General features: G+C 61.9%; 22 protein-coding genes and 1 pseudogene. 11 read left to right on the forward strand and 12 right to left on the reverse strand.

Annotated elements, in window-relative coordinates:
- Positions 1-155: 155 nt before the first annotated feature.
- Genes greA through GOB81_RS00200 form a run of 3 tightly spaced genes read left to right on the forward strand, consistent with a single transcriptional unit; the run spans position 156 to position 2,831 of the window.
- Positions 156-629, forward strand: a complete 474-nt coding sequence (gene greA / locus GOB81_RS00190) for a transcription elongation factor GreA (protein WP_173568367.1) — start codon at positions 156-158, stop codon at positions 627-629.
- Positions 630-640: 11 nt separating this feature from the next.
- A complete protein-coding gene (locus GOB81_RS00195) occupies positions 641-1,837 on the forward strand; it encodes a threonine ammonia-lyase (protein WP_173568368.1) in 1,197 nt (398 codons plus the stop codon).
- A 19-nt stretch (positions 1,838-1,856) separates the two neighbouring features.
- Positions 1,857-2,831, forward strand: a complete 975-nt coding sequence (locus GOB81_RS00200; protein WP_173568369.1) for a S41 family peptidase — start codon at positions 1,857-1,859, stop codon at positions 2,829-2,831.
- A gap of 115 nt (positions 2,832-2,946) precedes the next feature.
- Here GOB81_RS00200 and GOB81_RS00205 read toward each other — a convergent pair whose 3' ends face one another.
- Positions 2,947-4,071 carry a GumK N-terminal domain-containing glycosyltransferase gene (locus tag GOB81_RS00205; protein WP_173568370.1) on the reverse strand — a complete coding sequence of 375 codons (1,125 nt, stop codon included), beginning with the start codon at positions 4,069-4,071 and terminating at the stop codon, positions 2,947-2,949.
- A gap of 175 nt (positions 4,072-4,246) precedes the next feature.
- On the opposite strand from GOB81_RS00205, the gene GOB81_RS00210 reads away from it, so the two are divergent.
- Positions 4,247-4,480 carry a hypothetical protein gene (locus tag GOB81_RS00210; protein ID WP_173568371.1) on the forward strand — a complete coding sequence of 78 codons (234 nt, stop codon included), beginning with the start codon at positions 4,247-4,249 and terminating at the stop codon, positions 4,478-4,480.
- Between the two features lie 198 nt (positions 4,481-4,678).
- Here GOB81_RS00210 and rsfS read toward each other — a convergent pair whose 3' ends face one another.
- The 8 genes and pseudogenes from rsfS to GOB81_RS17575 form a co-directional block, all read right to left on the reverse strand.
- Entirely contained in the window at positions 4,679-5,227 is a 549-nt protein-coding gene (rsfS, locus tag GOB81_RS00215) for a ribosome silencing factor (RefSeq protein WP_173568372.1), read from the reverse strand.
- A 20-nt stretch (positions 5,228-5,247) separates the two neighbouring features.
- Positions 5,248-5,914, reverse strand: a pseudogene (locus GOB81_RS00220) (nicotinate-nucleotide adenylyltransferase).
- A 24-nt stretch (positions 5,915-5,938) separates the two neighbouring features.
- A complete protein-coding gene (locus GOB81_RS00225; protein WP_173568373.1) occupies positions 5,939-7,210 on the reverse strand; it encodes a glutamate-5-semialdehyde dehydrogenase in 1,272 nt (423 codons plus the stop codon).
- A gap of 54 nt (positions 7,211-7,264) precedes the next feature.
- A complete protein-coding gene (ychF, locus tag GOB81_RS00230; RefSeq protein ID WP_173568374.1) occupies positions 7,265-8,359 on the reverse strand; it encodes a redox-regulated ATPase YchF in 1,095 nt (364 codons plus the stop codon).
- Positions 8,359-8,985: an aminoacyl-tRNA hydrolase gene (pth, locus tag GOB81_RS00235; protein ID WP_173568690.1), complete on the reverse strand. Its 627-nt coding sequence runs from the start codon at positions 8,983-8,985 to the stop codon at positions 8,359-8,361. The genes ychF and pth overlap by 1 nt, the downstream gene beginning before the upstream one ends.
- Before the next feature lie 62 nt (positions 8,986-9,047).
- Entirely contained in the window at positions 9,048-9,668 is a 621-nt protein-coding gene (locus GOB81_RS00240; protein WP_173568375.1) for a 50S ribosomal protein L25/general stress protein Ctc, read from the reverse strand.
- A 196-nt stretch (positions 9,669-9,864) separates the two neighbouring features.
- Positions 9,865-10,323: a hypothetical protein gene (locus tag GOB81_RS17570; RefSeq protein WP_338421279.1), complete on the reverse strand. Its 459-nt coding sequence runs from the start codon at positions 10,321-10,323 to the stop codon at positions 9,865-9,867.
- 127 nt (positions 10,324-10,450) lie between these two features.
- Positions 10,451-10,744, reverse strand: coding sequence for a hypothetical protein (locus tag GOB81_RS17575; protein ID WP_242009947.1), 294 nt, complete (start codon positions 10,742-10,744; stop codon positions 10,451-10,453).
- 520 nt (positions 10,745-11,264) lie between these two features.
- On the opposite strand from GOB81_RS17575, the gene GOB81_RS00255 reads away from it, so the two are divergent.
- The 7 genes from GOB81_RS00255 (at position 11,265) to GOB81_RS00285 (ending at position 20,611) form a co-directional block, all read left to right on the forward strand.
- Positions 11,265-12,314 carry a rod shape-determining protein gene (locus GOB81_RS00255; RefSeq protein WP_173568377.1) on the forward strand — a complete coding sequence of 350 codons (1,050 nt, stop codon included), beginning with the start codon at positions 11,265-11,267 and terminating at the stop codon, positions 12,312-12,314.
- Positions 12,315-12,541: 227 nt separating this feature from the next.
- The gene (mreC, locus tag GOB81_RS00260) at positions 12,542-13,789 is read left to right on the forward strand and encodes a rod shape-determining protein MreC (protein WP_242009948.1); all 1,248 of its coding nucleotides are present in this window, start codon (positions 12,542-12,544) and stop codon (positions 13,787-13,789) included.
- An 11-nt stretch (positions 13,790-13,800) separates the two neighbouring features.
- Entirely contained in the window at positions 13,801-14,367 is a 567-nt protein-coding gene (mreD, locus tag GOB81_RS00265; RefSeq protein ID WP_173568378.1) for a rod shape-determining protein MreD, read from the forward strand.
- Positions 14,368-14,545: 178 nt separating this feature from the next.
- Complete coding sequence (gene mrdA, locus GOB81_RS00270) at positions 14,546-16,459, forward strand: penicillin-binding protein 2 (RefSeq protein ID WP_173568379.1); 1,914 nt, start codon at positions 14,546-14,548, stop codon at positions 16,457-16,459.
- Between the two features lie 71 nt (positions 16,460-16,530).
- Positions 16,531-17,697 (forward strand): rod shape-determining protein RodA, encoded by a 1,167-nt coding sequence (gene rodA / locus GOB81_RS00275; RefSeq protein ID WP_173568380.1) that lies wholly within the window; start codon positions 16,531-16,533, stop codon positions 17,695-17,697.
- A 47-nt stretch (positions 17,698-17,744) separates the two neighbouring features.
- A complete protein-coding gene (locus GOB81_RS00280) occupies positions 17,745-18,647 on the forward strand; it encodes a LysR family transcriptional regulator (RefSeq protein ID WP_173568381.1) in 903 nt (300 codons plus the stop codon).
- Between the two features lie 104 nt (positions 18,648-18,751).
- Positions 18,752-20,611, forward strand: a complete 1,860-nt coding sequence (locus tag GOB81_RS00285) for an FUSC family protein (RefSeq protein ID WP_173568382.1) — start codon at positions 18,752-18,754, stop codon at positions 20,609-20,611.
- Positions 20,612-20,851: 240 nt separating this feature from the next.
- On the opposite strand, the gene GOB81_RS00290 is transcribed toward GOB81_RS00285, so the two are convergent.
- The 3 genes from GOB81_RS00290 to GOB81_RS00300 form a co-directional block, all read right to left on the reverse strand.
- On the reverse strand, positions 20,852-21,370 hold the full coding sequence (locus GOB81_RS00290) for a hypothetical protein (protein WP_242009949.1): 519 nt from the start codon (positions 21,368-21,370) through the stop codon (positions 20,852-20,854).
- Between the two features lie 29 nt (positions 21,371-21,399).
- Positions 21,400-21,804: a hypothetical protein gene (locus GOB81_RS00295; protein ID WP_173568383.1), complete on the reverse strand. Its 405-nt coding sequence runs from the start codon at positions 21,802-21,804 to the stop codon at positions 21,400-21,402.
- 870 nt (positions 21,805-22,674) lie between these two features.
- The gene (locus tag GOB81_RS00300; RefSeq protein WP_173568384.1) at positions 22,675-23,331 is read right to left on the reverse strand and encodes a DUF1349 domain-containing protein; all 657 of its coding nucleotides are present in this window, start codon (positions 23,329-23,331) and stop codon (positions 22,675-22,677) included.
- Positions 23,332-23,634: the final 303 nt, after the last annotated feature.

A 23,634-nucleotide genomic window follows, 5' to 3' on the forward strand; every position in this document is an offset into this window, starting at 1 on the left:
GGTGTTCCGGTTGATTTACCGTTCTGAAGCGATTTTGTGGGAGGCTTTTGCCTCTCATTGAACTGCGAGGGACATTTCCCTCTTCATCCGGGCTGGGCTGGCATTTGTGCCGGTCTGGTCCTCTTTTTGTGTTTCGCTTTCCGAGGATTGGCACCTTGCAGAAAACCCCGATGACCGCTTCCGGCCTGCAGCGACTTGAGGGCGAACTTCGTCATCTCAAGTCTTCGGAACGTCCGGCCGTCATTCGTGCGATTGCGGAGGCCCGCGAGCACGGCGATCTTTCGGAAAACGCGGAGTATCATGCTGCGCGTGAGCGTCAGTCCTTCATTGAGGGGCGTGTGCTTGAGCTAGAGGAGATTGTCTCCACGGCTGAGGTGATTGATCCGTCCAAGCTGTCTGGCGATCAGGTGAAGTTTGGCGCGCGCGTCACCCTGATTGACGAGGAGACGGAGAAGGAAGTGCACTACCAGATTGTGGGTGTGTATGAGGCTGACATCAAGCAGGGCCTGCTGTCCGTTTCCTCGCCGCTGGCGAAGTCGCTGATTGGCAAGTCGCTGGGCGACACGGTTTCCGTTCCGGCTCCCGGCGGCGACCGCAGTTATGAAATCACTTCCGTTGTTTATGGCTGAAAGCGGTCTGCGTGATCACGTTCGAGGATATCAGGGCTGCTGCAGGGCGGATTGAGGGGCGCGTGCTGCGCACGCCCACTATTCCCTCTCATTCGCTGTCGAAGTCCGTTGGGGCGGAGATCACGCTCAAGCTTGAGAATTTGCAGGCGGTCGGGTCGTTCAAGGAACGTGGCGCTGCCAACAGGCTGGCGCTGCTGACGCCTGAAGAGCGCGCGCGTGGTGTGATTGCTGCGTCGGCGGGCAATCATGCGCAGGGCGTGGCGCGTCATGCGAGCCTTCTGGGCATTGATGCGGTGATTGTCATGCCGCGCTTCACGCCGGCCTCCAAGGTGACGCGGACGGAGGGCTGGGGCGCACGGGTTGTGCTTGAGGGCAACAACTTTGCCGAGGCGTCCCTGTTCGCGCGGGATTTGCAGGAGCGTGAGGGGCGGGTTTTCATCCATCCCTATGACGACGATGCGGTCATGGCGGGTCAGGGCACCTGTGCGCTGGAACTGTTCGAAGATGCGGGGCCGCTGGATGCTCTGGTCGTGCCGATCGGTGGTGGCGGGTTGCTGGCGGGTTGTGCGGTTGCGGCGCGGGCGATGCGGCCTGAGGTCGAACTGATTGGCGTTCAGGTGGAGAGTTATTCCTCGCTGTCGCATTTCCCCGGCCCGGAGGTGACGCCGTGTGGTGGCGCGACGATTGCCGAGGGCATTGCGGTGATGAAGATCGGTCGCCGGACGCATGAGGTGATCCGGCAGCTTGTCTCGCAGGTTGTGGTTGTTTCCGAGCGCGATGTGGAGAATGCGATCACGCTGATGGCCGAGGGTGCCAAGCAGGTGACTGAGGGTGCTGGTGCGACGGGTCTGGCGGCGGTGATGAGTCACCCTTCCCTGTTCGCGGGCAAGCGCGTGGCGTTACCGGTGAGTGGTGGCAACATCGACACGCGCATTCTGGCCAACACGTTGTTGCGGGCGATGCTGCGTGACGGGCGGCTTCTGCGTCTGATCATGGAGATTCCGGATCGTCCGGGGGTTCTGGCGGACATTTCGAAGACGATTGGCGAGGCTGGGGGCAACATCATCGAGGTGTCGCATCAGCGGTTGTTTGCCGCGCCGTCTGTTCAGGCGGCGGAGCTTGAGGTGATGATCGAGGCGCGTGATCCGCAGCATGCCGAGCAGATCACCGAGGCGCTGCGGGAGCATTATGTGGTGCGGCGGGTCTGACCCGGTGGGATCTGGCGTGATGGCGCGGCGCGGCGTGCAGGCTATTGTGCGGCTGGGGCTGGCGGCGCTGTTTGTGGCTTCGTGCTGGGCGGCCGGTGTTCCCCCGGCCGAGGCGCAGGACATGGTCCTGTCGAATGACGAGGCGCATGATTTCGTTCTGTCGCTGGGCAGGACGCTGACGGACGACTATCCCTTCCCTGACATTTCGGCACGGTATGCGGAGGCGCTCGAGCGTCATCTGGACAATGGCGAGTATTACGGGCGGGCGCCGTGTGAACTGGGTGTGCGGATCACGGCGGATCTTCAGGTGGTTCATCCGGACAAGCATCTGAAGGTGCATTGCCGGGCGGATGTGAACAGGACGGATCGTCCGATTTCGTCGGGGTTTCAGTCGGTTGAAGTCGATAGCGTGCACCAGACGACGTATATTCAGTCGAACGGGTCATGGGACAACGACGAGTATACCTACACGGCGGCATTTTCTGTCATGCAACTGGCGGGGCGGTCGCGTTACATCATCATTGATCTGCGGGACAATGTTGGTGGCACGGGGGTTATCGGGCGTATTCTTGCGTCTTATTTCTTCAGGCCGGGCGAAGAGCAGTTCTTCATGTATGGATATCCGAAGGACAGGTCTCAGGGTATTCAGGAATGGACGTTTCCGTATGTTCCGGGCCATCGGTCTGACAAAGCGAAACTTTATATTCTGGTCAACAAGGATACGTTTTCGGCGGCTGAAGGTTTTGCGTTCGGCATGAGGAACCTGAAGCGGGCGACGATCATCGGGCAGACGACGGCGGGTGGTGGCATTGCCGGGATGTTCGTCAATTTCGATGGTGGCAAGGAAGCGGTATTCGTCCCGACGAAGATGCTTGTCGCGCCGCATACGGACAAGGGCTGGGATGGTGTCGGGGTTGTGCCGGATTATGTGACGGCGGTGGGGCACGAGCGCGAGAAGGCCATGGAGCTGATTGAAGCGGATCAGGGGCGGTAAGAAGTCTCGCGCGTCTTTATTTGAGTTTTACGTCACCCTCTTGGTTACTGGAGCACCCGTTATCCGACAATTTCTGTCAGGTAACGGGTTTTTTCTGTCTGGCCTCTGACCTTCATTACGACTGCTTTTCCAGACGCCATTCCGGGAACTGGTCGGGATGCAGCACGCGCTCGGCAATTTCGCTCCATTCGGGGATATCGACGGAAACCGGGTCCTTGTAGAGCAGCGCTGCGGTGATGGCGGCCTTGATGGAGGTGGGATCGCCGGGCTTGTATCCAAATCGGCTGGGCATGCCACCGACGGCGAATTGCGGGCAGACGGCTGGTTTTCCGAAATAGGCGAACTGGCGCAATTTCATGGATGTATCGAGCAGATAGGCGGGGGTGTCATTGTCGCGGTAGGGGGCGACACCGATTGTCATATGCGCGAGCCAGCCGAGGGTTTCCTCGAAGGGCATTTCGTCGTGGATGATGATGTTCTGTCTTTTCGTGACCCCGCTGGCAGCGGGGCCGGCGCCGATGACATAGAAGTCCAGATTGGGGAAAAGCGGTGCTGCGATGTTGAAGAACGAGGCATCGAAGAGCATGGAGCCCACGGACACGCAGGTTTTTCTTTCCCCTGTCATGGGAGAGGGGCGCGGGGTGTCCATCACGGCCTTGTTGATGCCGTGGGGTGCGAGGATGGCGGTTTTTCCGTGTGGCATTCCTTCCAGCAGCAGCCGGGAGGGGAGACGGATGGTGTCGATGGACTCGAAGTTCCTGATAAATGACCGCTGGATGGTTTCGGCGGCACCGATTGTTGTCAGGTCATCGGCGGCCCAGTAGACGATGCGGGCCTTTGGGTTCAGTTTTTTGACCACGCCGATATAGACGGCGGCCATGCCTGATTCGATGAAGACCTGATCGGCTTCCCTGATCCATTTCCTGAGGACGGGGGTCATCAGGCGTGTGTAGATCTGGAACATTCCCTCTTCTGCGAAGCGCAGTTTACGGTTTTTCAGGCGGAAGGGGTGCCAGAGGTTTCTCTGGAGATAGCATTCGACGCCGTCGATGATTTCCACATGATTGGCTCTGTCGACCAGGTCCATGCGTGTATCGCCACGATGTTCCGAGAGGCGGCTCATTCCGACGGAATAGAACCGGGTGCGGCCCCGTTTTGCGAGTTCCTCGGTCATGAAATGGACGCACGTCTTACGGCGTGATCGGAAATCATGAACAGACAAGAACAGGAAATTTTCCATGTGAGGCACTCGGTCTCCGCAGTGACGGTTAATGCGTGGTTACATTACGGTGTTTGCCGTCATCCCCACGCTATAGAGGTCCCAATATCGGGCAAAAATGCAGCATGTGGTGTGAGAGCGAAAACATCGGGTTCAGTTACAAACCGATCCGCACAAGTGGAAACGCTCCTGCTTCATGAGGGTGCAGGAGTTGCTGCGCGAAATTTTCGGGTTTGATCCGCAGCGGGGCGTTGCGCTCGATTTTGTGGTGCAGGCTGGGTTGGGAAAATCTGTTTTCAGGACCGTTGTTTGCGGGAAGCAGTCCGCGCGGCTGAAAAATCCGGGAAGGAACCCAGTCTATCGTCTCGTCCCGTGGGAGGCGGCATCGCAAACCCTCATTCCGAACATCGTGTTCGCTGTCAGAGACTGATTAAAGCAACCAGTTTGTGACAAAGTATCTCTAGACAATCCCTTAACGGGTTGGGAGTCAAGGCTGAGGGTTTGGGTGCTGTCGTTTTTCAGATATTTCCCTGTTAATTTTTCATTTCTCATAATGTCGAATTGTGAGCACAAAAAAAGGGGATGACTGGATCATCCCCTTCCCTTCCACTTTTCTCTGACGACAGGCTCAGAGAGAGGTGATGTTTTCCTCGTTGGTATCGTCTAAATCGGCGCCCCACATCTCTTCAAGGCCGTAGAGCGCGCGGGCTTCGGCCTTGAAGAGGTGGATGACGATGTCGCCGGCGTCGATCAGCACCCAGTCCGAACCGTTGGCGCCTTCGATGAGGAGGCGTTTGAGGCCGACCTCTTTCAGCTTGCGCTCGATATGCTGGGCCATGGCGGCGATCTGGCGATCGGCGACGCCGGTGGCGATGACCATGCGATCGGCGAAGGAGGCGCGTCCCGTCAGGTTGATGACGACGATATCTTCGCCTTTGTCGTCATCGATGCTCTCGGTGATGATCTTGAGGTATTTCTCAAGTTGATCGGCCGGGGCATGCGGGCGCTTCTTGGTCTCCTTGGTGGGACCGGCGGCGGCGGCTTTCTTGCGGGGCGTTCCGGGGGCCTTGGCGACTTCGGCGAGGCTCGGGTCTACCGGCTTTGGAGTTTTGGCCTTGGGTGCGGCCTTCGTCGCGCCGGTTTTCGCCTTGGCGGCGGGGCGGCGTTCGGTCTCCATATCGGTGGGGGGCTTTCTGGCTATGACCGTGTCTCCTGCCGGGTGGCTTGCCCGATCTGTACGGAATAAGGATTCTGTGATTCCTGCGCGACGCAGGGCTGTTGCCGATATACCGTTTTGCGGGCCGGGAAGAAAAGCCCAGACTGGCGGGGTTTTCGTGGGAAGTTGCCTAATTCTGCTCACGGGCAGGCGACTGTGGCTCAAACGTGTCGCGATTTTGCCGTGGAGGGCGGCTGCATTGCTTCCGGGGCGGGGCATAACGGCGAGTGGCACCTCGTGGATGAAGGTTTTCCAGCGATGCCAGCGGGGCAGTTCGGCGAACACGTCGGTGCCCATGAGCCAGACGAAGCGGGCGCGTGGGAAGCGGCGTTTGAGGGCGCGCATTGTATCGGAGGCGTAGCGGGTGCCTATGCGAGCCTCGATGTCGGTTGGGATCAGGCGGCGGTCGGTGGCGAGTTGTTCGACGGTGGCGAGGCGCTGGCGGAACGGGGCCATGCCTTTCTGGGGTTTCAGGGGGTTTCCGGGGGAGACCATGAGCCAGACCTGATCGAGTCCGAGCAGGTGCAGGGCGCGGAGGGCGATCTGGATATGCCCTTCGTGCGCGGGATTGAACGATCCGCCGAGGAGGCCGATGCGTGTTGTGCGGCGGTCTCCCCGGATAGGAATGGTGTCGTGGTGAGACGGCATTATGCGGGTTGGGCGCGCCCCGGCTTATGGCCGGGTCTGGCCGGTGCCGAGGACCTCGTAACGGAAGGTCGTGAGCTGTTCGAGGCCGACGGGGCCGCGGGCGTGGATGCGTCCGGTAGCGATGCCTATTTCCGCGCCGAAGCCGAACTCGCCACCGTCGCAGAACTGGGTGGAGGCGTTCCACATGACGACGGCGCTGTCGGTGCCGTTGAGGAAGCGGGTGGCGATGGCTTCGTCGGAGGTGATGATGGCCTCGGTGTGACCGCTGCCGTAACGGGCGATGTGGGCGAGGGCTGACTCCACGCCGTCCACGACGACGATGGAGAGGATCGCGTCGAGCCACTCGGTGGCGAAGTCCTGGTCGGCGGCGGGTTCGAGGCCGGGAACGATGTGACGGGCGCGGGCATCGGCGCGGAAGTCGCAGCCGAGTTCGCGGAGGTCGCTGATGATTTCGGGCAGCAGCGTCGGCGCGATGGCGCTGTCGATCAGCAGGGTTTCGGTGGCGCCGCAGATGCCGGGGCGGCGCATCTTGGCGTTGGCGAGGACGCGGCGGGCCATCTGGGGCTCTGCGGCGGCGTGGATGTAGGTGTGGCAGAGGCCCTCGGCGTGGGCGAGGACGGGGATGCGGGCATCGTTCTGGACGCGCTCGACGAGGGACTTGCCGCCACGGGGGATGATGAGGTCGATCAGGCCGGAGGCGGCGAGCATGTCGGCGACGTGCTTGCGGTCGGCGCTGGGTGCGACCTGCACGGCGTCCACGGGCAGGCCGGCGGCTTCGAGACCGGCGGCCATCGCGGCATGGATGGCCTGGGCGGAGTGGAAGCTTTCGGAGCCGCCGCGCAGGATGACGGCGTTGCCGGACTTGATGCAGAGTCCTGCAGCGTCCGCGCCGACGTTGGGTCGGCTTTCATAGATGACGCCGAGGACACCGATGGGGGTGGCGACGCGGCGGATTTTCAGGCCGTTGGGGCGTGACCATTCGCTGAGGATGCGTCCGACGGGATCGGACAGGTCCGCCATGTCTTCCAGCCCTTTGGCCATGTTCTCGACGCGTTCGGGCGTGAGGGTCAGGCGGTCACGGAAGGCGTCGCTGCCGGTGTAGGCGGCGAGGTCTTTCGCGTTGGCTTCGAGGATGGCGGCCTGCCGTTCGCGCACGGCGCTGGCGGCGGCCCAGAGGGCCTTGTCGCGGATGGCGGTTGGGGACTGGGCCAGCGTCCGCGCTGCGATCCGCGCGGCCCGGGCCATGCCCGCGATCGCGTTGGATTCTGTCGCTTCCGCCTTCATGCTGGCGCTCATTTCTGGTCCCCTGTCCTCTTCTTCTGTGTGCTGTGTGTATGTGCTGTCTGTGTATCAGACGTTGAAACGGAATAGCAGCACGTCACCATCCTGCACGATATAGTCGCGGCCTTCGACACGCATCTTGCCTGCTTCCTTGGCGCCTGCTTCACCGTTGTACTTCACATAATCGTCATAGGCGGTGGTTTCGCAGGCGATGAAGCCACGTTCGAAGTCGTTATGGATGACGGCGGCGGCCTGCGGGGCCTTGGTGCCAGCCGTGATGGTCCATGCGCGGGTCTCTTTCGGGCCGACGGTGAAGTATGTCTTCAGGCCGAGCAGCTTGTATCCTGCGGCGATGACGCGGTCGAGGCCGCTGTCGGACAGGCCGAGCCCTTCGAGGAACTCTTTCTGGTCTTCCTGCGGGAGCTGGCTGACTTCGGCTTCGATGGCGGCGGAGACGATGACGCAGGCGGCGCCTTCGGCCGTGGCACGGGCCTGCACGGCTTCGGAGAGCTTGTTGCCGGTTGCGGCGGAGGCTTCCTCTACGTTGCAGACATAGAGCACCGGCTTGGTGGTCATGAGCTGCAGGCGGTCGGCGATGAGTTCCTTGCCTTCCGGGACGGCGGTGCGCGCGGGTCTGCCTTCACGGAGGGCTGCGACCAGCGGTTCCATCACTTCGACCTGCGCCTGTGCGTCGCGGTCGTTGGAGCGGGCTTTTTTCTGGAGCGGAACGATGCGCTTTTCGAGGGAGTCGAGGTCGGCGAGCATCAGCTCGGTCTCGATGATCTCGGCGTCACGGATGGGATCGACGCCGCCTTCGACGTGGGTGACGTCATCGTCCTCGAAGCAGCGGAGGACGTGGATGATGGCGTCCACTTCGCGGATATTGGCGAGGAACTGGTTGCCGAGCCCTTCGCCGCGCGATGCGCCGCGCACGAGGCCTGCGATATCGACGAATTCGAGGCTGGTGGGCAGGATTCGCTGTGACTTGCCTATGCGGGAGAGTTCGGCGAGGCGCGGATCGGGCACGGCGACGCGGCCGACATTCGGCTCGATGGTGCAGAACGGATAGTTCGCGGCCTGAGCCGAGGCGGTGGCTGTCAGGGCGTTGAACAGGGTGGATTTGCCGACGTTGGGCAGTCCGACGATGCCGCAGTTGAAGCCCATCAGTCTGTCACTCCTGTCTGCCCTGCCTTCTGGCCGGGAATTGTTGGTTTGGGGCTGTTCGATGTGAGCAGCGCGATGCGTGTCATGCAGTCTTCGCGCTGGCCTGCGGCGAGCAGCGGGGCTGTGTCGGCGACGGCGTCCAGCAGGTCTTCGAGCCAGGGCTGGTCGGCCTTGGCGAAGTCTCCGAGGACCCATCCGTGGACGCGTTCCTTCGAACCGGGGTGTCCGATACCGAGGCGCACGCGCCAGTAATCCTGTGTTCCGAGCTGTCTGTCGGTTGAGCGCAGGCCGTTGTGGCCGGCGGCTCCCCCACCCTTCTTGATGCGGACCTTGCCTGCGACGAGGTCGAGTTCGTCATGGAAGACGGTGATGGCATCGGGGGGGATTTTGTAGAATGCGGCGGCGTCGCGGATGCTGTCGCCGGATGCATTCATGTAGGTCATCGGCTTGAGGAGCAGCAATTTGCTGTTGCCGATCCTGCCTTCCGCGATTTCGCCGCGGAAGCGCTTACGCCACGGCGAGAAGCCGTGGCGGGTCGCGATGGAGTCGACCGCCATGAAGCCGATATTGTGGCGGTTGTGGCTCATGGATGTCTCGGGGTTGCCGAGACCGGCCCAGAGCTGGATCGCCGGTTGCATGGCGGTCTATCCCGAGGCCGGAGGATGAACCTCCGACCGGCCGGGCCTCCTTACTTCTTTTCTTCTGTGGCAGCGGCCGGGGCCACTTCGTCCTCGGCATCGACGGTCGGAGCCGCGACGGTTGCGACGACGAAGTTCGGGGTCTGGAGGACCGGGGTGACGCCCTCGGTGCCCTTCAGGTCATCCCAGCGGACGTTGTCGTTGATGTCCAGCGCGGAGATATCGGCGGTGAAGACCTCGGGGATGTTTTCCGGGTCGACCGTGATTTCGATCGTGTGACGCACGACGTTCAGCACGCCACCGCGCTTGATGCCGGGGGATACCTCTTCGCCTTCGATGTGGACGGCGACTTCGACGTGGACCTTGTGGCCCGGCGCGAGGCGCTGGTAATCGACGTGGATCGGGGCATCGGTGACCGGGTGGAACTGCAGGTCGCGCATGAGGGCGCGCTCGGAGACGTCACCGGCCTTCACTTCGTAGACGTGCGAGCGCCAGCCGGGCTTATGCAGTTCGCGCATGATGATGCGGGGGTCGAGGGCGATGAGGACCGCCTCTTTTTTCGCGCCGTAGATGACGGCCGGAACGAGGCCCTCACGACGAGTTGCGCGCGCTGCCCCCTTACCAGCCTTCGCGCGCAGGGTTGCTTCAATCGGAATCAGTTTCGTCGCCACTTTATGAACTCCTGAGTATGCGAACGCACGCCGGCCTCCAGGGGTGCCGACGCGAAGGCGGGCTCTTTAGCGGAAAACACGGTGCGACGCAACGCATCTGACGGTGCTGCGCTGCGGTCCGGGCGGTTGTTGCGTGTCACTGGCTGTCATCCGGCAGAATGGCGTGCTGTGTGATCGGCTTTCCGCATCCGGCGTGTCAGTAGCCCTGACCGGAGTAGCCCTGCTGATTGTAATAGCCCGGCTGGGTCGTGGTCGGCTGGGTGGCGACGGGCTGTCCGTTATAGGTGCGGGGATAGCCGGTCTGCTGTGGCGGGGCTGTGTAGGTGCGCGGGTATCCCTGCTGCTGGGCGGGGTAGTATCCCTGTTGTTGCTGGGGCACGGCGGCCTGGGGCTGCTGGTATCCCTGCGTATATCCGCTTGAGGGGCGGTTTGGCGTTGTCACTGCACCGGTTCCTGCGCCGAGGAGTCCACCGGCGAGGGCACCGATGATGGCACCGCGCCCGCCGCCGGCCACTGCGCCGATGGCAGCGCCTGCGCCGCCGCCGATGAGGGCGCCGTTACCGGCGCGCTGGCCGGGGTTGTAGGGATCGCCGCAGCCGGTGAGGAGAAGCGTCATGCCGAGTGCTGCTATTCCGCAGGTTTTCTTTGTATTCACGGTATCTTTCATCCGCTTTTGATGATCCGGACTGAATTCAGGGCTGAACCAGCCGAGGTTTCCGGAGCCGGGTTATAGGATAAGGCGGGCTACCTTGTCGTCCCCGAAAAGAGCGGGGCATGACGGTTCAGCGACCGGATGAGCCGGCCCGGTTCGGGGTTGTGGCGGCTCCCACAGCGGCTCCGGTTGCGCCGCCTGCGAGAGCGCCGATCGCAGCACCTCCTCCTCCGCCCGCTATCGCGCCGATCGCGGCTCCGCCGCCTGCACCGATGAGAGCGCCGCTGCCCGCGCGGTGGGCGGGGTTGTAGGGATCGCCGCAGCTCGTGAGCAGGCAGAGCGAGGCGAGTCCTGCGAGGGCGTAAACGGCTTTTGCGTTCCGGCGTCGTGGTCCGGCTTTTGTGTCAGCGTTTCCTGCGACCATTGATCTTCTCTCCGCTGTGCATCCGGTGCGGGTGTTTCCGGTGAGGGTGCTTTCGAGGGGTATCTGGCTGTCCGCGGTCTGGTCGTATGCGGTCCGGTCGTGTGGGGTCTGGTCGTCTGAGGTCTGGTGGGCGGGCGGCGGGCTGATGCGGCTTCTCCTGACTGAGGTGAGACTCGGCAGTTGTAACAACGGTGACGAGAGAGGCAGGTTCCTGATGGTGATTTCAGGGCGTCTTTATTACGGAACGTAAGTTGCGTCGTATGAGCGTGGGTTTTGACGATCGGGGGGGCTGGTTTTCGGGCGGGAGTGAGGAACTTTGCGTGTGGGGGATGGTTTCTTCATGTTGGCCCTTGCAGTGACCGGGCAGCCTCGTTAAGCCCTCGGTCCAGCCTACATATAAGATCGCTGCCTGCTTCCGACGGTCCGCGCGTCTGGAAACCCGGTTTTTCCGATGGAGTATGCGGGCGAAATATGCCTGCGCGCTGCCTGCGCGGGCATGATTGCTGGCCAGGAGTTTTGGATGTTCGCTCGCCTGCTGGGTCTCATGTCGGCCGACATGGCTATCGACCTCGGCACTGCCAATACACTTGTGTACGTCAAGGGACGGGGCATCGTGCTGAACGAGCCGTCCGTGGTGGCGATTGCGGAATCCCGGGGCAAGAAGCAGGTTCTTGCCGTTGGTGAGGAAGCCAAGCAGATGGTCGGGCGCACGCCTGGCAACATCATGGCCATTCGCCCGATGCGCGATGGCGTGATTGCCGACTTTGAAGTCGCGGAAGAGATGATCAAGCACTTCATCCGCCGCGTTCACAACCGCAGCATTTTTGCCAGTCCGCAGGTGATTGTCTGTGTTCCTTCGGGTTCGACGGCGGTTGAGCGGCGTGCGATTCAGGAGAGTGCCGAGAGCGCCGGGGCGCGTCGTGTGTTCCTGATCGAGGAGCCGATGGCGGCGGCGATCGGTGCGGGTCTTCCGGTGACGGAGCCTTCGGGCAGCATGATCGTGGACATTGGCGGTGGCACGACCGAGGTTGCGGTCATTTCGCTGGGTGGCATTGTCTATGCGCGTTCGGTGCGTGTCGGCGGTGACAAGATGGATGAGGCGATCATCTCCTACATCCGCCGCATGCACAGCCTTCTGATTGGCGAGAGTTCGGCGGAGCGGATCAAGATGTCGATCGGCTCTGCGATGATGCCGTCGGACGATCCGAATGATTTCGGGCCTCTTCAGCATGTGAAGGGTCGTGATCTGATCACGGGTGCGCCGCGCGAGGTTATTGTGTCGCAGGCGCAGATTGCGGACAGTCTGGCCGAGCCGATCATGCAGATCATCGAGGCGGTGAAGCTGACTCTGGAGAACACGCCTCCGGAGCTGGCGGCGGACATTGTGGACAAGGGCATTGTGCTGACGGGTGGCGGGGCGCTGCTGCATCGTCTGGACGAAGTTCTGCGGATTGCGACGGGTCTGCCGGTGACGGTCGGGGAAGATCCGCTGTCCTGCGTGGCGCTTGGCACGGGGCGTGCGCTTGAGGAAATGAAGCGTCTGCGCAATGTGCTGACGACAATGTACTAACGAAAAATAACCCTGCAAGAGCTGCAACTTTTTGCCTATATACCAGAAGAAGCCGCGGGCCTTATGAGGCTGGCGAAATAGACTGGGGACGAGGCCCCCGGGAAATTGGGGGTTTTCTTGTTGGGTGGTTACGGGGTGAGATCTGGCCGGCATCCCCGGGGCGGGCTGCTGGCGGATAAGGGCTGGCGGGTTCGGGGGTCGTTGATGCTGCGATCGGTGCGGACCTGATGATTCCTGTTTCCATTCAGCTCAGGCAGGCTCTGGACCGGCTTCTGCTTCCGGCGATGCTGCTTCTGTCGATTGCGGTGATGCTGCTTGGCTGGGCGAACCAGCGTTTCACGACGACGGCGCGGATGGCGACGGCGGATGTTCTGTCGCCGCTGTGGTCGCTGGTGGCGCTTCCCGGCACCGAGATTTCCGCGACTTTTTCCGAGTTACGCAGCATTGGGCATCTGGCGCGTGAGAATGCGCGTCTGCGGTCCGAGAACGAGACGTTGCGCGGCTGGTATGATGTTGCGGTTTCGCTGACGCAGGAGAATGCGTCCCTCAAGGAAAACCTGCACTGGATTCCGGACCCCCTGCCCTCTTTTGTGACGGGTCGGGTTGTTGGTGATGTGGGTGGTCTTTATTCCCATGCCGTTCTGCTCAATGCGGGACCGTCGAGTGGTGTGCATGTTGGTGACGTGGCGCTGGCGGCGGATGGTTTTGTTGGTCGCGTGACGGAGACGGGCGTTCATTCGGCGCGGATTCTGCTGATTGACGATGTGGCGAGCCGCATTCCGGTTTTACTTGAAGCGAGCCATGGAACGGCCATCATGACGGGCGACAACAGCACGATGCCGCGTCTGATGTTTTATGCGCAGGACAATCATCCTGTTGAGGGCGAGCGTGTTGTGACGTCCGGGCAGGCTGATCTGTTGCCTGCGGGTCTGCCCATCGGGGTGGTTCACTATCTGCATGCGGGGACGCCTGTTGTTGTGCCGTATGCCCGACTGGATCATCTGAAGATCCTGCGGGTGTTCAATTTCGACACGGGGGCCATCGAGTCGCCGGATGCGCCGGGGCGTGTGCCTGTGACGGCGGCGCGGGCTCGCGGGGGCGAGGACCGCAAGGGCAATCCGCTGGACGGCATGACGTTGGGTGGTGTGATTGAAGGCAGTGTCGGGCGTTCGGGAGCTGCTTCGGATGGTCAGGGGCGGAGTCAGAGCCAGATTCCGGGCCAGATGCCGGGCCAGTCTTCTGGCGGCCAGACCTTCGGGCAACCTTCCGGGCAGACCCCGGGGCATGAGCAGGGCCACGAACAGGGACAGCATCAGGATGAGCCTGACGAGGGTGAAGAGGCGGATCATGGTGCGCAGGAGCGGTCTTCGCCAGCGGGAGGCGATGGCTCTTCCCGGACGCCCAAGGACCCGGAGCAGTCGGGGTCCATTGATGAACCGTCTTTCTCTGATCACGGGCTGTCGGGTCGCGGATGAAGGACGTCTTCATGTCACCTGAGCCGTTTTCCCACTGGCAGCCGGAGCAGCGTTCCTCTCCGGCGCTTGCGCAGCGGCTTGACCGGCTGGCCATGCGGCTTCTGCCGGGTGCGCTGACGGCTGTGGGCGTTGTGCTTCTGGCTGCGCCTTCGGGGATTCCGGGGGTATCGGCGTTGATTCCGGGCGTGACGATGGCGTCGGTGTTCTTTTGGTCGGTGTGGCGTCCGGCGTCGATGTCGGTGGGGATGGTGTTCTGTCTGGGGCTGTTGCTGGACCTGATTGGTTTTGCGCCGCTGGGGGTGGAAGCGTTTGTCTTTCTGCTGCTGCACGGGATTGCGGGGCACGCACGGTTCGGTTTCATGCGGCTCAACTTTCTGGCGCTCTGGATTGTCTTCGTGTTGCTTGAGGCCGGTGCCTGCTGGCTGGTGTGGTTTCTCGTGTCCGCCCTCTCCTTCCGGCTGATGCCGACGGCGCCGGTCATATTCGAGGGTATGCTGGCGGCCGGGCTGTATCCGCCTTTCGCGGCTGTGGGCACGTGGGCGCATCGGCGTCTCTCCAATCCGGAGCAGCATCTGTGATGGCGTTTGTGGTTTCTGCTCCGGTTTCTGTTTCAGCGTCTGTCTCAGTTTCCGGCCCTGTTTGTGTCGACCGCGCTTGTGTCGGCAGCCTTTGTTGCGCTGGCCTTCGGGTTGGCGGGCTGCGTTCGGGCGGTCTGTTTGCTGCTGTTGGCTGCTCTGGCGCTGGAGTGTGGGGCTGATGGTGTTCCGGCGTCGGAAAAAGGAGCGGCTGAACCGGCTGATGCCGGTGCAGGATCAGAAAGATCCGGGCAAGGGCGTGTTCACGCGGCGGGCGTTGCTGCTGATGGCGGTGCAGACGGCGGCGCTTGGGGAGCTTGGGCGTCGGCTTTATGATCTTCAGGTCAATAGTGGCGATCATTTTGCGAAGCTGGCGGACAAGAACCGGACCAGCAAGCGTCTGCTTGCGCCGCCGCGGGGTCTGATTGCCGATCGTTTCGGCACGATTGTTGCGGCGAACAAGACGAACTGGCGTGCTCTGCTTCTGGCGGAAGAGACGACGGACATTGACGGGACCATTGCGCGATTCACGCAGATTGTGCCGCTTGATGAGCGGGACCAGTCGCGTGTGGGGCGTGAGATCCGGCACAAGCGCAAGTTCGTTCCTGTGGTGCTGCGAGAGTTTCTGTCGTGGGATGACATGGCGCGGATCGAGCTGAACGCGCCGTCTCTGCCGGGTGTTCTGATTGATGTCGGCACGACGCGTTCCTATCCGTTCGGTCCGTTGCTGGCGCACACGGTTGGCTATGTTGCGCCGCCGAATGAGCAGGACGTGGCGCGATCGGGGCTTCTGGCGCTGCCGGGGATGCGCATTGGTCGTGCGGGCATCGAGCAGAACGAGGATGATGTTCTGCGTGGGCAGGCGGGCTCCGTGGAGATGGAGGTCAACGCGGTCGGGCGTGTCATTCGTGAGCTGGACCGCCGGGACGGCACGCCGGGGGATGAGCTGGCGCTGACTCTGGATGTTGGTTTGCAGCAGATGATCCAGAACCGGATCAGCGACATGGCGGCGTCATCGGTGGTGATGGACTGTCGCAATGGCGAGGTTCTGGCGATGTGCAGCACGCCGTCCTTTGATCCGTCGCTGTTCGACAGCGGTGTGAGCCGGGCGCAGTGGGCGGAGTGGACCAGCGACCAGCGGACGCCGCTGATCGACAAGACGGTTTCGGGTGTTTATCCGCCCGGTTCGACGTTCAAGCCTGCGGTGGCTATGGCGGCTCTGGATGCTGGTGCCATCACGCCGACGGACCGGTTTTTCTGTCCGGGTCATTTCGATCTGGGCGGGGCGCGGTTCCATTGCTGGGCGAAGCATGGTCATGGTTCGGTCGATCTGCATCTGGCGCTGAAATATTCCTGCGACGTGTATTTCTACGAGGTGGCGCGGCGTGTCGGGATGGAGAAGATTGCGGAGATTTCGCATGATCTCGGGCTGGGCACGGAGCTTGGGATTGAGTTGCCGCATCAGCGTGTGGGGCTGATTCCGACACCGGCCTGGCGGCAGAAGCACAAGCATCACTGGAATGGTGGCGACACGGTTGTGAGCGGCATTGGTCAGGGGTTTGTTCAGGTCACGCCGTTGCAGCTTGCGACCTATGCGTCACGCATTGCGACGGGTCGGAAGGTTGAGCCGCATCTGGTGCGGGGCGTGAATGGTGAGATTGGCGGGCAGGTCGATCCGCAGCACTGGCCTCAGCTTGCGATGAATGACAGCTATTTCGGGGCGATCCGTGCGGGCATGTTTGCTGTTGTGAACGAGGCTCACGGGACGGCTCCGAAGGCGCGGCTTCCCATTCCGGGTGTGATGATGGCGGGCAAGACGGGTTCGGCGCAGGTGCGGCGTGTGTCTCGGGCGATGCGTGAGAGTGGTCACTTCAACTCGGCGACGCTGCCGTGGGAGTTCCGGCCTCATGCGCTGTTCATCTGTTTCGCGCCGTATGACGATCCGCGTTATGCTGTGTCGGTGGTGATTGAGCATGGCAACACGGGTGCTGATGCGGCGGCGCCTCTGGCGCGGGACATCATGACGGACACGTTACGCCGCGACCCGGTCAATCACCGGACGGCGCCGGGCCAGACTGTGGCGGATGCCGGCTGACGGCGGCTCGTCTTTTCTTTATTTTCCCTGTTGTAACCTGACCCGGAGGAGGCTGCGTCTTGGACTCGCGGATGCCGATGAGGCGTTTTCGTAAGCGGCTGCTTCGGGCGGAGCCGAATTTCCGCATGCTGTCGAAGCTGTTGCGGGTGAGTTGGCTGTATGTGCTGCTGATCTGCGCGCTGGCGGGTGTCGGGTATATTGCGCTGTATTCGGCGGGCGGGGGTTCGGCGCATCCGTTTGCCGGGCCGCAGGCGGCGCGTTTCGGGTTTGGCGTTGTTCTGATGCTGACGGTTGCGATGTTGCCGCCGAAGGTTCTCGTGCGTTTGTCGGTTCCGCTTTACGGGGTGTCGCTACTGCTTCTGGTGCTGGTGTTGCGGGCGGGGCATGTCGGCAAGGGGGCTGAGCGGTGGATCATGCTGGGGGGCACGCAGGTTCAGCCTTCCGAGTATGCCAAGGTTGCTCTGGTTCTGATGCTGGCGACGTGGTTTGCGCGTGTGCCTTACTCCAAGATGGGCAATCCGCTGCGTTTGATCATTCCATGTGCGATGGTTCTGGTGCCTGTGGGTCTGGTTCTGAAGGAGCCGAATCTCGGCACGGCGGTGATCATCGGCGGGATTGGCGCGGCGATGTTTTTCGCGGCGGGGATGCGTCTGTGGCAGATCGCGCTTCTGGTCGTGCCGATGCCGCTCCTGCTGAAGGTGGCGTATGCGCATCTGCATGATTATCAGCGGGCGCGTATCACGACGTTCCTGCATCCGGAGAGTGATCCGCTTGGGGCGGGCTACAACATCATCCAGTCGAAGATTGCGCTGGGATCTGGTGGGATGTGGGGTCAGGGCTATCTGCATGGCACGCAGGGTCAGCTGAACTTTCTGCCGGAGAAGCAGACGGACTTCATCTTCACGACGATTGCGGAGGAATGGGGCTATGCGGGAGGCGTGCTTGTCCTTGGGCTGCTGCTGACGCTTATTCTGGGTGGGATGCTGATGTCGATCCGGAGCCGCAACCGGTTTGGCCGTCTTCTGGCGCTTGGGATTTCGGTGAATTTCTTTCTCTACTGCCTGGTGAACCTGTCGATGGTGATGGGGGCCATTCCGGTGGGAGGGGTGCCGTTGCCTCTGGTGTCCTATGGCGGCTCGGCGATGATCAATGTGATGCTGGGCTTCGGCCTGCTGATGTCGGTCTGGGTGCATCGGGATTCGCGTTTCGGTGAAGAGACGGACGAGGAAGAAGGCTGAGCAGGCTTCCCTGTCCGTGATGATGAGGGTTCTGAGGGCGTGACGGCATGTTTCTTCGACAACTGAATTACCTCGTCGCGCTTGACCAGTTTCGTCATTTTTCGCGCGCGGCGGAGCATTGCGGGGTGTCGCAGCCGGCTCTTTCGACGGCGATCCGCCAGCTTGAGCATGAGCTTGGTGTGACCATTGTGCGGCGTCGGCAGCGGATGCTGGGTCTGACGCCGGAGGGTGAGCGTGTTGTGGCCTGGGCGCGGCAGAGTCTGGCGGCGCTTGATGGGTTGAAGCAGGATGCGGGCTTTGCGCATGAGATTGCGGGGGGCCGTCTGACGGTTGGGGTCATGCCTCCGGCGATGCAGATTGCGTCGCTTCTGGTGGAGAGTTTGCGTGCGGGGATTCCGGCGTTACGGCTGGAAGTGACGGTGGCGACCAGTGCCGAGGTGTTGCGGGGTCTTGCAGAGCAGCAGTTCAATCTGGGGATTGTCTATCTCGATCAGTTGCCTGCGGCGGGTGATTTCGAGGCGCACCAGCTTTATGCGGAGCAGCATGTTCTGGTGGCGGCGCCGGGGATGGCGTTGCCCAGCGGGAAGCGGTGTTCGTGGGCGGCGGCGGCGGTTTTTCCGCTGTGTCTTCTGGACCGTTCGATGCGGAGCCGTCAGATCGTGGATTCCTGTTTCGAGGCGGCGAAGGTTCAGCCGGAGGTTCTCTATGAGACCAACGCGCTGGAGCTTCTGCATGCGGAACTTCGGACGGGGCGGCTTGCGTCCATTCTTCCTGTCGCGGCGCTTCCGGCGCGCAATGAGGGGCTGCCGCTCCAGTTGCGGCGTCTTGATCCCTCCCCTGTCGCCTCGGTTGGGCTTGTGCGGATGCGGCACCCGATGGAGAGCGGGCTGATGACGCGGTGCTGGGCTGTGGGCAAGGCGCTGGATCTGACGGCGGCGCTTGCGCTGTAGTGGCGCGATTATAAGCGCTGCTTATGACTTAATCATTAGAAAGACTTGGACCTTGATTGCGGGTCCGGCCAGCTTGCGCCGCCTGAGGGAGGCGGAAGAGCGCGATGAGGTCGGGAGCGTTGAGGGTGGCGGCCCGGGACTGGGGTCGCTTCCGGGACTGGAGTGGTTTCGGAGAGTGGGGCCGCTTCGAGCACTGGGCGTGGCTTCTCGCGCCTTCCGCGGCGAATGTCGGGTTTGCGGTCAGGACGTCCTGCGCGGCGATTTTCTCGCTTATGGTTGCGATGTGGATGGAGCTGGGCAGTCCGCAATGGGCGCCGCTGACGGTCTGGGTCGTGGCGACGACGTCACGTGGCGAGTCCATATCCAAATCCCGCTGGCGGCTGGTTGGCACGATTACTGGCTGTTGCGTGGGGGTTGCGCTGATTGCGGCGTTTCCCCAGCAGGCGGCTCTGTTCTTCCTTGCTTTGGCGGTGTGGACGGGGACCTGCTGCGGTCTTGCGACCTTTTTTGACGGATTTCGCAGCTATGGCTTTCTGGTGGCGGGGTTCACCACGGCCATTGTGGCGACGGATGGCATTCCGGACCCTGACGGCGCTTTTTCCGTTGCCATGGCGCGCGGGACCTACATCATTCTCGGCATTATCTGCGAAGCGGTGGCGACGGGGCTGTTCGCGCCCAATCTGGAGAAAGGCGCGCGTGAGCGGCTGGTGCAGCGGTTGCGGGATGTTTCGGCGCTGACGGCCAGCACGCTGGGGTCGTGGCAGCGGAGCACGCTGACGCCGGAGCCGGGGCATCGGGCGGAGAGCGAGTTGCTGGCGGCGATCATGGCGGCGGGCACGCGGATTGAGTTCGACGTGCTGGAGATGGGGCCTGCGGCGGGGCGAGCTGCCGATCACGCCCGTGCGGCGCTGGCCGCACTTCTGGCGGGAGTGGTGAGGATCAGGGCCGGGACGGAGTGGCCTGCGGTGGAGCGCGGTCTCGATGCGGGCCGGGCTCATATCGCGGCCATCGTCTCGCCGGTTGCGCATGACCGGTTCCGCTTTGCCTCCCGTTCCGTGCGGCAGGGGACGGAGGGTGTCAGGAACGGGTTGCGTTCGGCGGCTGGCATTGTCGTGGCATGGCTGCTCTGGGAGGTGACGGCGTGGCCGTCCGGCGTGACGTTTCTGTCTTATGTCGTGCTGGTTTACGGGCTTCTGGCGACGCGCGAGACACCGGCGCTGGCTTCGGGCGGGTTCACGCGCGGGGCGTTGTGGTGTGCGGCGGTGTCGGCTGTTTTCGTGATGCTGGTGGTTCCGGCCGTGACGTCACCGGAGGTTCTGGCGCTTGCTCTGATGGTTCCGATGGTGGTGGGCGGTCTGGCGGCGCGGACGCCTCGGCTGCTGAACCATGCCTTTTCCTTCAACATGTTTTTCCCGGTGCTGATCGGGCCGTCGAACATGGGACGTTATGACGAGGTGTCTTTTCTGAACGGGACCTCGGCGTTTCTGGGGGCGGTTTTCTTTGCCAGCATCATGTTCCGGGTGGTTCTGACGTTCCGGCCTGACGATCATCTGCGGCGGACGATTATCTGGGCGCGGCGGAGCCTGCGGGGTGTGGCGCAGGCCGGGAACCGGATGTCGGTGCAGGGCTGGTTGCTCATGCATGCGGACAGCATGGTGCGGACGGTGCGGACATCGCGTCATGTTCCGCAGGCTCTGCTGTTCGACAGTTTTGTGGAGCACATGGCGATCACGACTCTTGGGATGTGTGTGATCGAGGTGCGTGAGGCGGCGCGGGATCCGCATCTGTCGCCGTTGCTGGCGCGTCAGTTACGGGTATTTCTCCGGCTGTGGATGCGGGATCAGGCGCGGGCGGTGCGTCTGGTTCCGGTGCTGTTGCGGCATCTGGCGGGAACCGGGGCGGAGCGTGGCGATGTGGTGGTGGCGTTGCGTGGGATTGAGCGGATTATGAGTGGTGAGGCGTAGCGCGGGCGATTTGGCCGTGGTGGGGCTGGTTTGGCATTGAGACTGGCGGGTTCCGTCTCGGGGAAAATGGTCCTGAGATCGTTCGCCTTCGGCTCTTCCTCCAGCGGTGTGGGGGATGCGGGTTGGTGAAACTTCTCGTGCCGGGAATAAGGGTGCCCTTCAGCAGGCATATCACATCATGAAGCCGAAACGTATTGTTTTGCTCTTGGAAGATCAGGAATCGCTTGTCTTTGGTTCCGGTCAGGGCGTGGAGGGTGTTGCGATCTTTTCGGGGGCGCAGGCGCATGTCCTGAAGGGGCGGATTGCGGTAGAGCCTGCGGCCATTCCGAGCACCAGAGCGGTATAGATCAGGGTCATGTCGCGTTTGCTGAACAGGAGTTCCCATCCGGGGGTGAAGCGTTTTGGGGTCGCGCCGTAATCCGCGACGATTGCGACGGGGCCGAGGGCGGCGGTTGCGGCCAGAAACCGGCCGAAGGAGAGTTTTCCTGTTCCGAGGGCGGCTTCGTAGAGGGCGGCCCAGAAGACGATAGCGCCCGCGCTGGTCGCGAAGCCTGTGCCGGTGTGGACGAGGTCCGGTGTGGGGACGAGCGCGGCCTTGTCCCCTTTCAGCCAGTGGGCGGTGCAGTTCAGGCCGGGCCATGGGCTGCCGGTGCGTTTTGCTGACAGCATCATCAGGGCGGCGGTGGATGTGAGGGTGCCGCCGATGGCGGAGGCGGTCATGCGGGTGAGAAAGCGTGGTGTGGCGTGTGGGGTGGTCATGCGGGATATCTCCTTTGGGGAGCCTGCTGTCAGTAGAGGATCAGGCTTATCAGGCCACCGGTGATGACCATGGCTCCGAATATGGCGAGGACGATGCGGTGCCGGATGGTTCTGAGGCCGAGGAGGCGCATCAGCGGGTCGGGTTCTTCTGGGGAGCGGCTTGTGGGGATGGCGGCGAGGCGCGTTGTGCGATCCTTATCGGCGACGCGGACGGTGGCGAGCCAGACCTGACGGAAGAGGGAGATGTCTTCACGACGCCAGAGGGTTTTCGAGCGGATTTTCAGGGAGGGCGGTGCGCTGCGCAGGACGATGAGGGCGAGCATCATGCGGTTGCTGACCCCGAGTTCGCGTGCGGCTTCCTGCCGGTCGAGCAGTGATTTTTCGGGGAACAGGAATACGCTGTTGCCGTCGGTGTTCTGGAAAACGTCATTCATCGCTGTCTGTCCTGGCGGGTGGCTTGTTGCGGCGGGGAATGGGGGTGCAGGGCTCGGAATGTCTGGTGGGGGGTGATGGGCGTCGGCGGAGGTTGGTGGGGGCGGCGCTAGGATTCCTGCTTTTGAGAGGCTTGCATGGACATGGGTGTTCCCCGCTCCGGGCTATGGTTTGCGGAGGTGCAACGGTTGAGGGAGTGGTTTCGTTCCGGGGTGCGTGTCGGTGAGGGGCTGGTTTGCGTGGCGGGCGCGGGTGGGCTTCGGTGCGTGGGGAGCCGCTGGCATTGGTCGCGAAGGGTAGTTGTCGAAGGGGGATTATACCCTGTGCTCATGGGGGGCTTGCTGTTGGACGTTGTGAGGGGATCGACGGGCTCAAAAAGCGGATATTCCGTCATTCAAGAAAATCCAGACTGCTCTTACTGGGTGGCTTCTTTTTGGTGCACGCTAGATTTTTGGTATTTATTACGAATTGGTTCAGAGGCGTGTGTTTGTGCGCAATTTAATCATCAGTGAAAGCGTAATACATGCCCGTTACTGCACTCTGATCCATTAGTGCGGGGGTGTTTTGGCCCCTTTTCTCGGGTGGCGGCTTTCCATGCTTAAATTGCTGGAGTTTTTTGCGTCGTTTTGCTCGTCTGATTTGATCTCCACGGGCGGGAGATGCGGTGATGATATAAATGCCTGATCCTCGTTCTTCGGGTGGGTTCCTCCATGCGGAGGGGGCTTTTTCTTCACGTCCGGCGGGATCGAGTTCTGTTGCGGCGGCATTTATTGGGAAAAACGGCTCATAGGGGCGATATGAGAGGGGATTTCACCTCGTATCGCCTGTCGAGGGATATTACGGCCGTGTCTTCCTGCTGACCATTTTTGGTTTCATGTCAGATCGTGCAGTGCTTTTCCGAGAGGGGCACTTAATTGCCAGTCGGAGAACTGAACTTTCAGTCCTTCTCGCTCTGGTGTGCAGCACATGGGGCCGACCAGATAGGACTCTGCTTTTGGGAAGGGAGCCAGCCGGACAAGAGGCCATGTCTTTCCATCGGCGGAGACCTGAAGGCGCAGAATGCCATTATCAACAGTGGCGCGCATCCAGAAATCTTTTGGATCATCGCTATAGGGTGATGTGGCCCAGTCGGATTGCCCGTCTGTCAACACGCTGCTCAGCATGGCGCGGCCATCGGACAGTTCGATGCCGGCTTTCACCCAGTGGCTTTCGTCAATCCGGACCATAATTCCGGCCTGATCGTAAAGCTCTTCGTACTGGGCGCGAATTTTCAGTTGTGCGGTGAAGCGGGAGGGTGCGGGCATTCCGAAAAAATGGCCATTGTCTCGCGTGAAGCCGTAATATGTTTCACGCCAGAAATCCGATCCCTTATCGGTTGTCACTTCAAAGATGCCGTTCCTGATTTCGGCGGCATGCGGCGTGTTCAGCCAGCGTCCGCCTTGCCAGGGCCAAGCTGTTTCTGCGGAAGCGTGACCGTGAGGACCGACGCTTGCTGCGAGTGTGTCAGCCACGATTGTTCGTTTTATCATTCTATGGCGCTCCTTTTTCGACCCGGTCGCTTACTGTCAGCTTTCCAGGTCAATCAAGTCTTTTCCTTAGCCTGCCGTGAGAGGCTGTTTCAAAAGCTCTCTGCTGAGCGCAACTGCCTCTGAGAGTGTGTGCGACCGACGTGGGTTTTGAGCACAGAAGCGAAGTGAGCCGTGAGCGTCGGATCGCGGGAAACACGCGTCGGATCACCAGCAAAGAGCTTTTGAAGCAGCCTCTGAATAGCCGGTTCGGTCCTGTTGTCGTTTGGTGGCGGGCAGCTTTCTGGGTGCTGAACAGGTTCGTTT

The organism is Acetobacter conturbans (genome assembly GCF_011516755.1).
GTDB classification, from domain to species: Bacteria; Pseudomonadota; Alphaproteobacteria; order Acetobacterales; family Acetobacteraceae; genus Acetobacter; species Acetobacter conturbans.

Excerpts from the sequence above, each read along its gene's own strand:
- mreC (WP_242009948.1), top strand. The coding sequence starts at position 12,542 with ATGATTCCTGTTTCCATTCAGCTCAGGCAGGCTCTGGACCGGCTTCTG.
- mrdA (WP_173568379.1), top strand. The coding sequence starts at position 14,546 with ATGGTGTTCCGGCGTCGGAAAAAGGAGCGGCTGAACCGGCTGATGCCG.
- GOB81_RS00290 (WP_242009949.1), bottom strand. The coding sequence starts at position 21,370 with ATGACCACCCCACACGCCACACCACGCTTTCTCACCCGCATGACCGCC.
- ychF (WP_173568374.1), bottom strand. The coding sequence starts at position 8,359 with ATGGGCTTCAACTGCGGCATCGTCGGACTGCCCAACGTCGGCAAATCC.
- rsfS (WP_173568372.1), bottom strand. The coding sequence starts at position 5,227 with ATGGAGACCGAACGCCGCCCCGCCGCCAAGGCGAAAACCGGCGCGACG.
- mreD (WP_173568378.1), top strand. The coding sequence starts at position 13,801 with ATGTCACCTGAGCCGTTTTCCCACTGGCAGCCGGAGCAGCGTTCCTCT.
- GOB81_RS00280 (WP_173568381.1), top strand. The coding sequence starts at position 17,745 with ATGTTTCTTCGACAACTGAATTACCTCGTCGCGCTTGACCAGTTTCGT.
- GOB81_RS00255 (WP_173568377.1), top strand. The coding sequence starts at position 11,265 with ATGTTCGCTCGCCTGCTGGGTCTCATGTCGGCCGACATGGCTATCGAC.
- GOB81_RS00210 (WP_173568371.1), top strand. The coding sequence starts at position 4,247 with ATGAGGGTGCAGGAGTTGCTGCGCGAAATTTTCGGGTTTGATCCGCAG.
- GOB81_RS00200 (WP_173568369.1), top strand. The coding sequence starts at position 1,857 with ATGGCGCGGCGCGGCGTGCAGGCTATTGTGCGGCTGGGGCTGGCGGCG.
- GOB81_RS00225 (WP_173568373.1), bottom strand. The coding sequence starts at position 7,210 with ATGAGCGCCAGCATGAAGGCGGAAGCGACAGAATCCAACGCGATCGCG.
- GOB81_RS00285 (WP_173568382.1), top strand. The coding sequence starts at position 18,752 with ATGAGGTCGGGAGCGTTGAGGGTGGCGGCCCGGGACTGGGGTCGCTTC.
- GOB81_RS17575 (WP_242009947.1), bottom strand. The coding sequence starts at position 10,744 with ATGGTCGCAGGAAACGCTGACACAAAAGCCGGACCACGACGCCGGAAC.
- GOB81_RS00205 (WP_173568370.1), bottom strand. The coding sequence starts at position 4,071 with ATGGAAAATTTCCTGTTCTTGTCTGTTCATGATTTCCGATCACGCCGT.
- GOB81_RS00300 (WP_173568384.1), bottom strand. The coding sequence starts at position 23,331 with ATGATAAAACGAACAATCGTGGCTGACACACTCGCAGCAAGCGTCGGT.
- rodA (WP_173568380.1), top strand. The coding sequence starts at position 16,531 with ATGCCGATGAGGCGTTTTCGTAAGCGGCTGCTTCGGGCGGAGCCGAAT.
- GOB81_RS00295 (WP_173568383.1), bottom strand. The coding sequence starts at position 21,804 with ATGAATGACGTTTTCCAGAACACCGACGGCAACAGCGTATTCCTGTTC.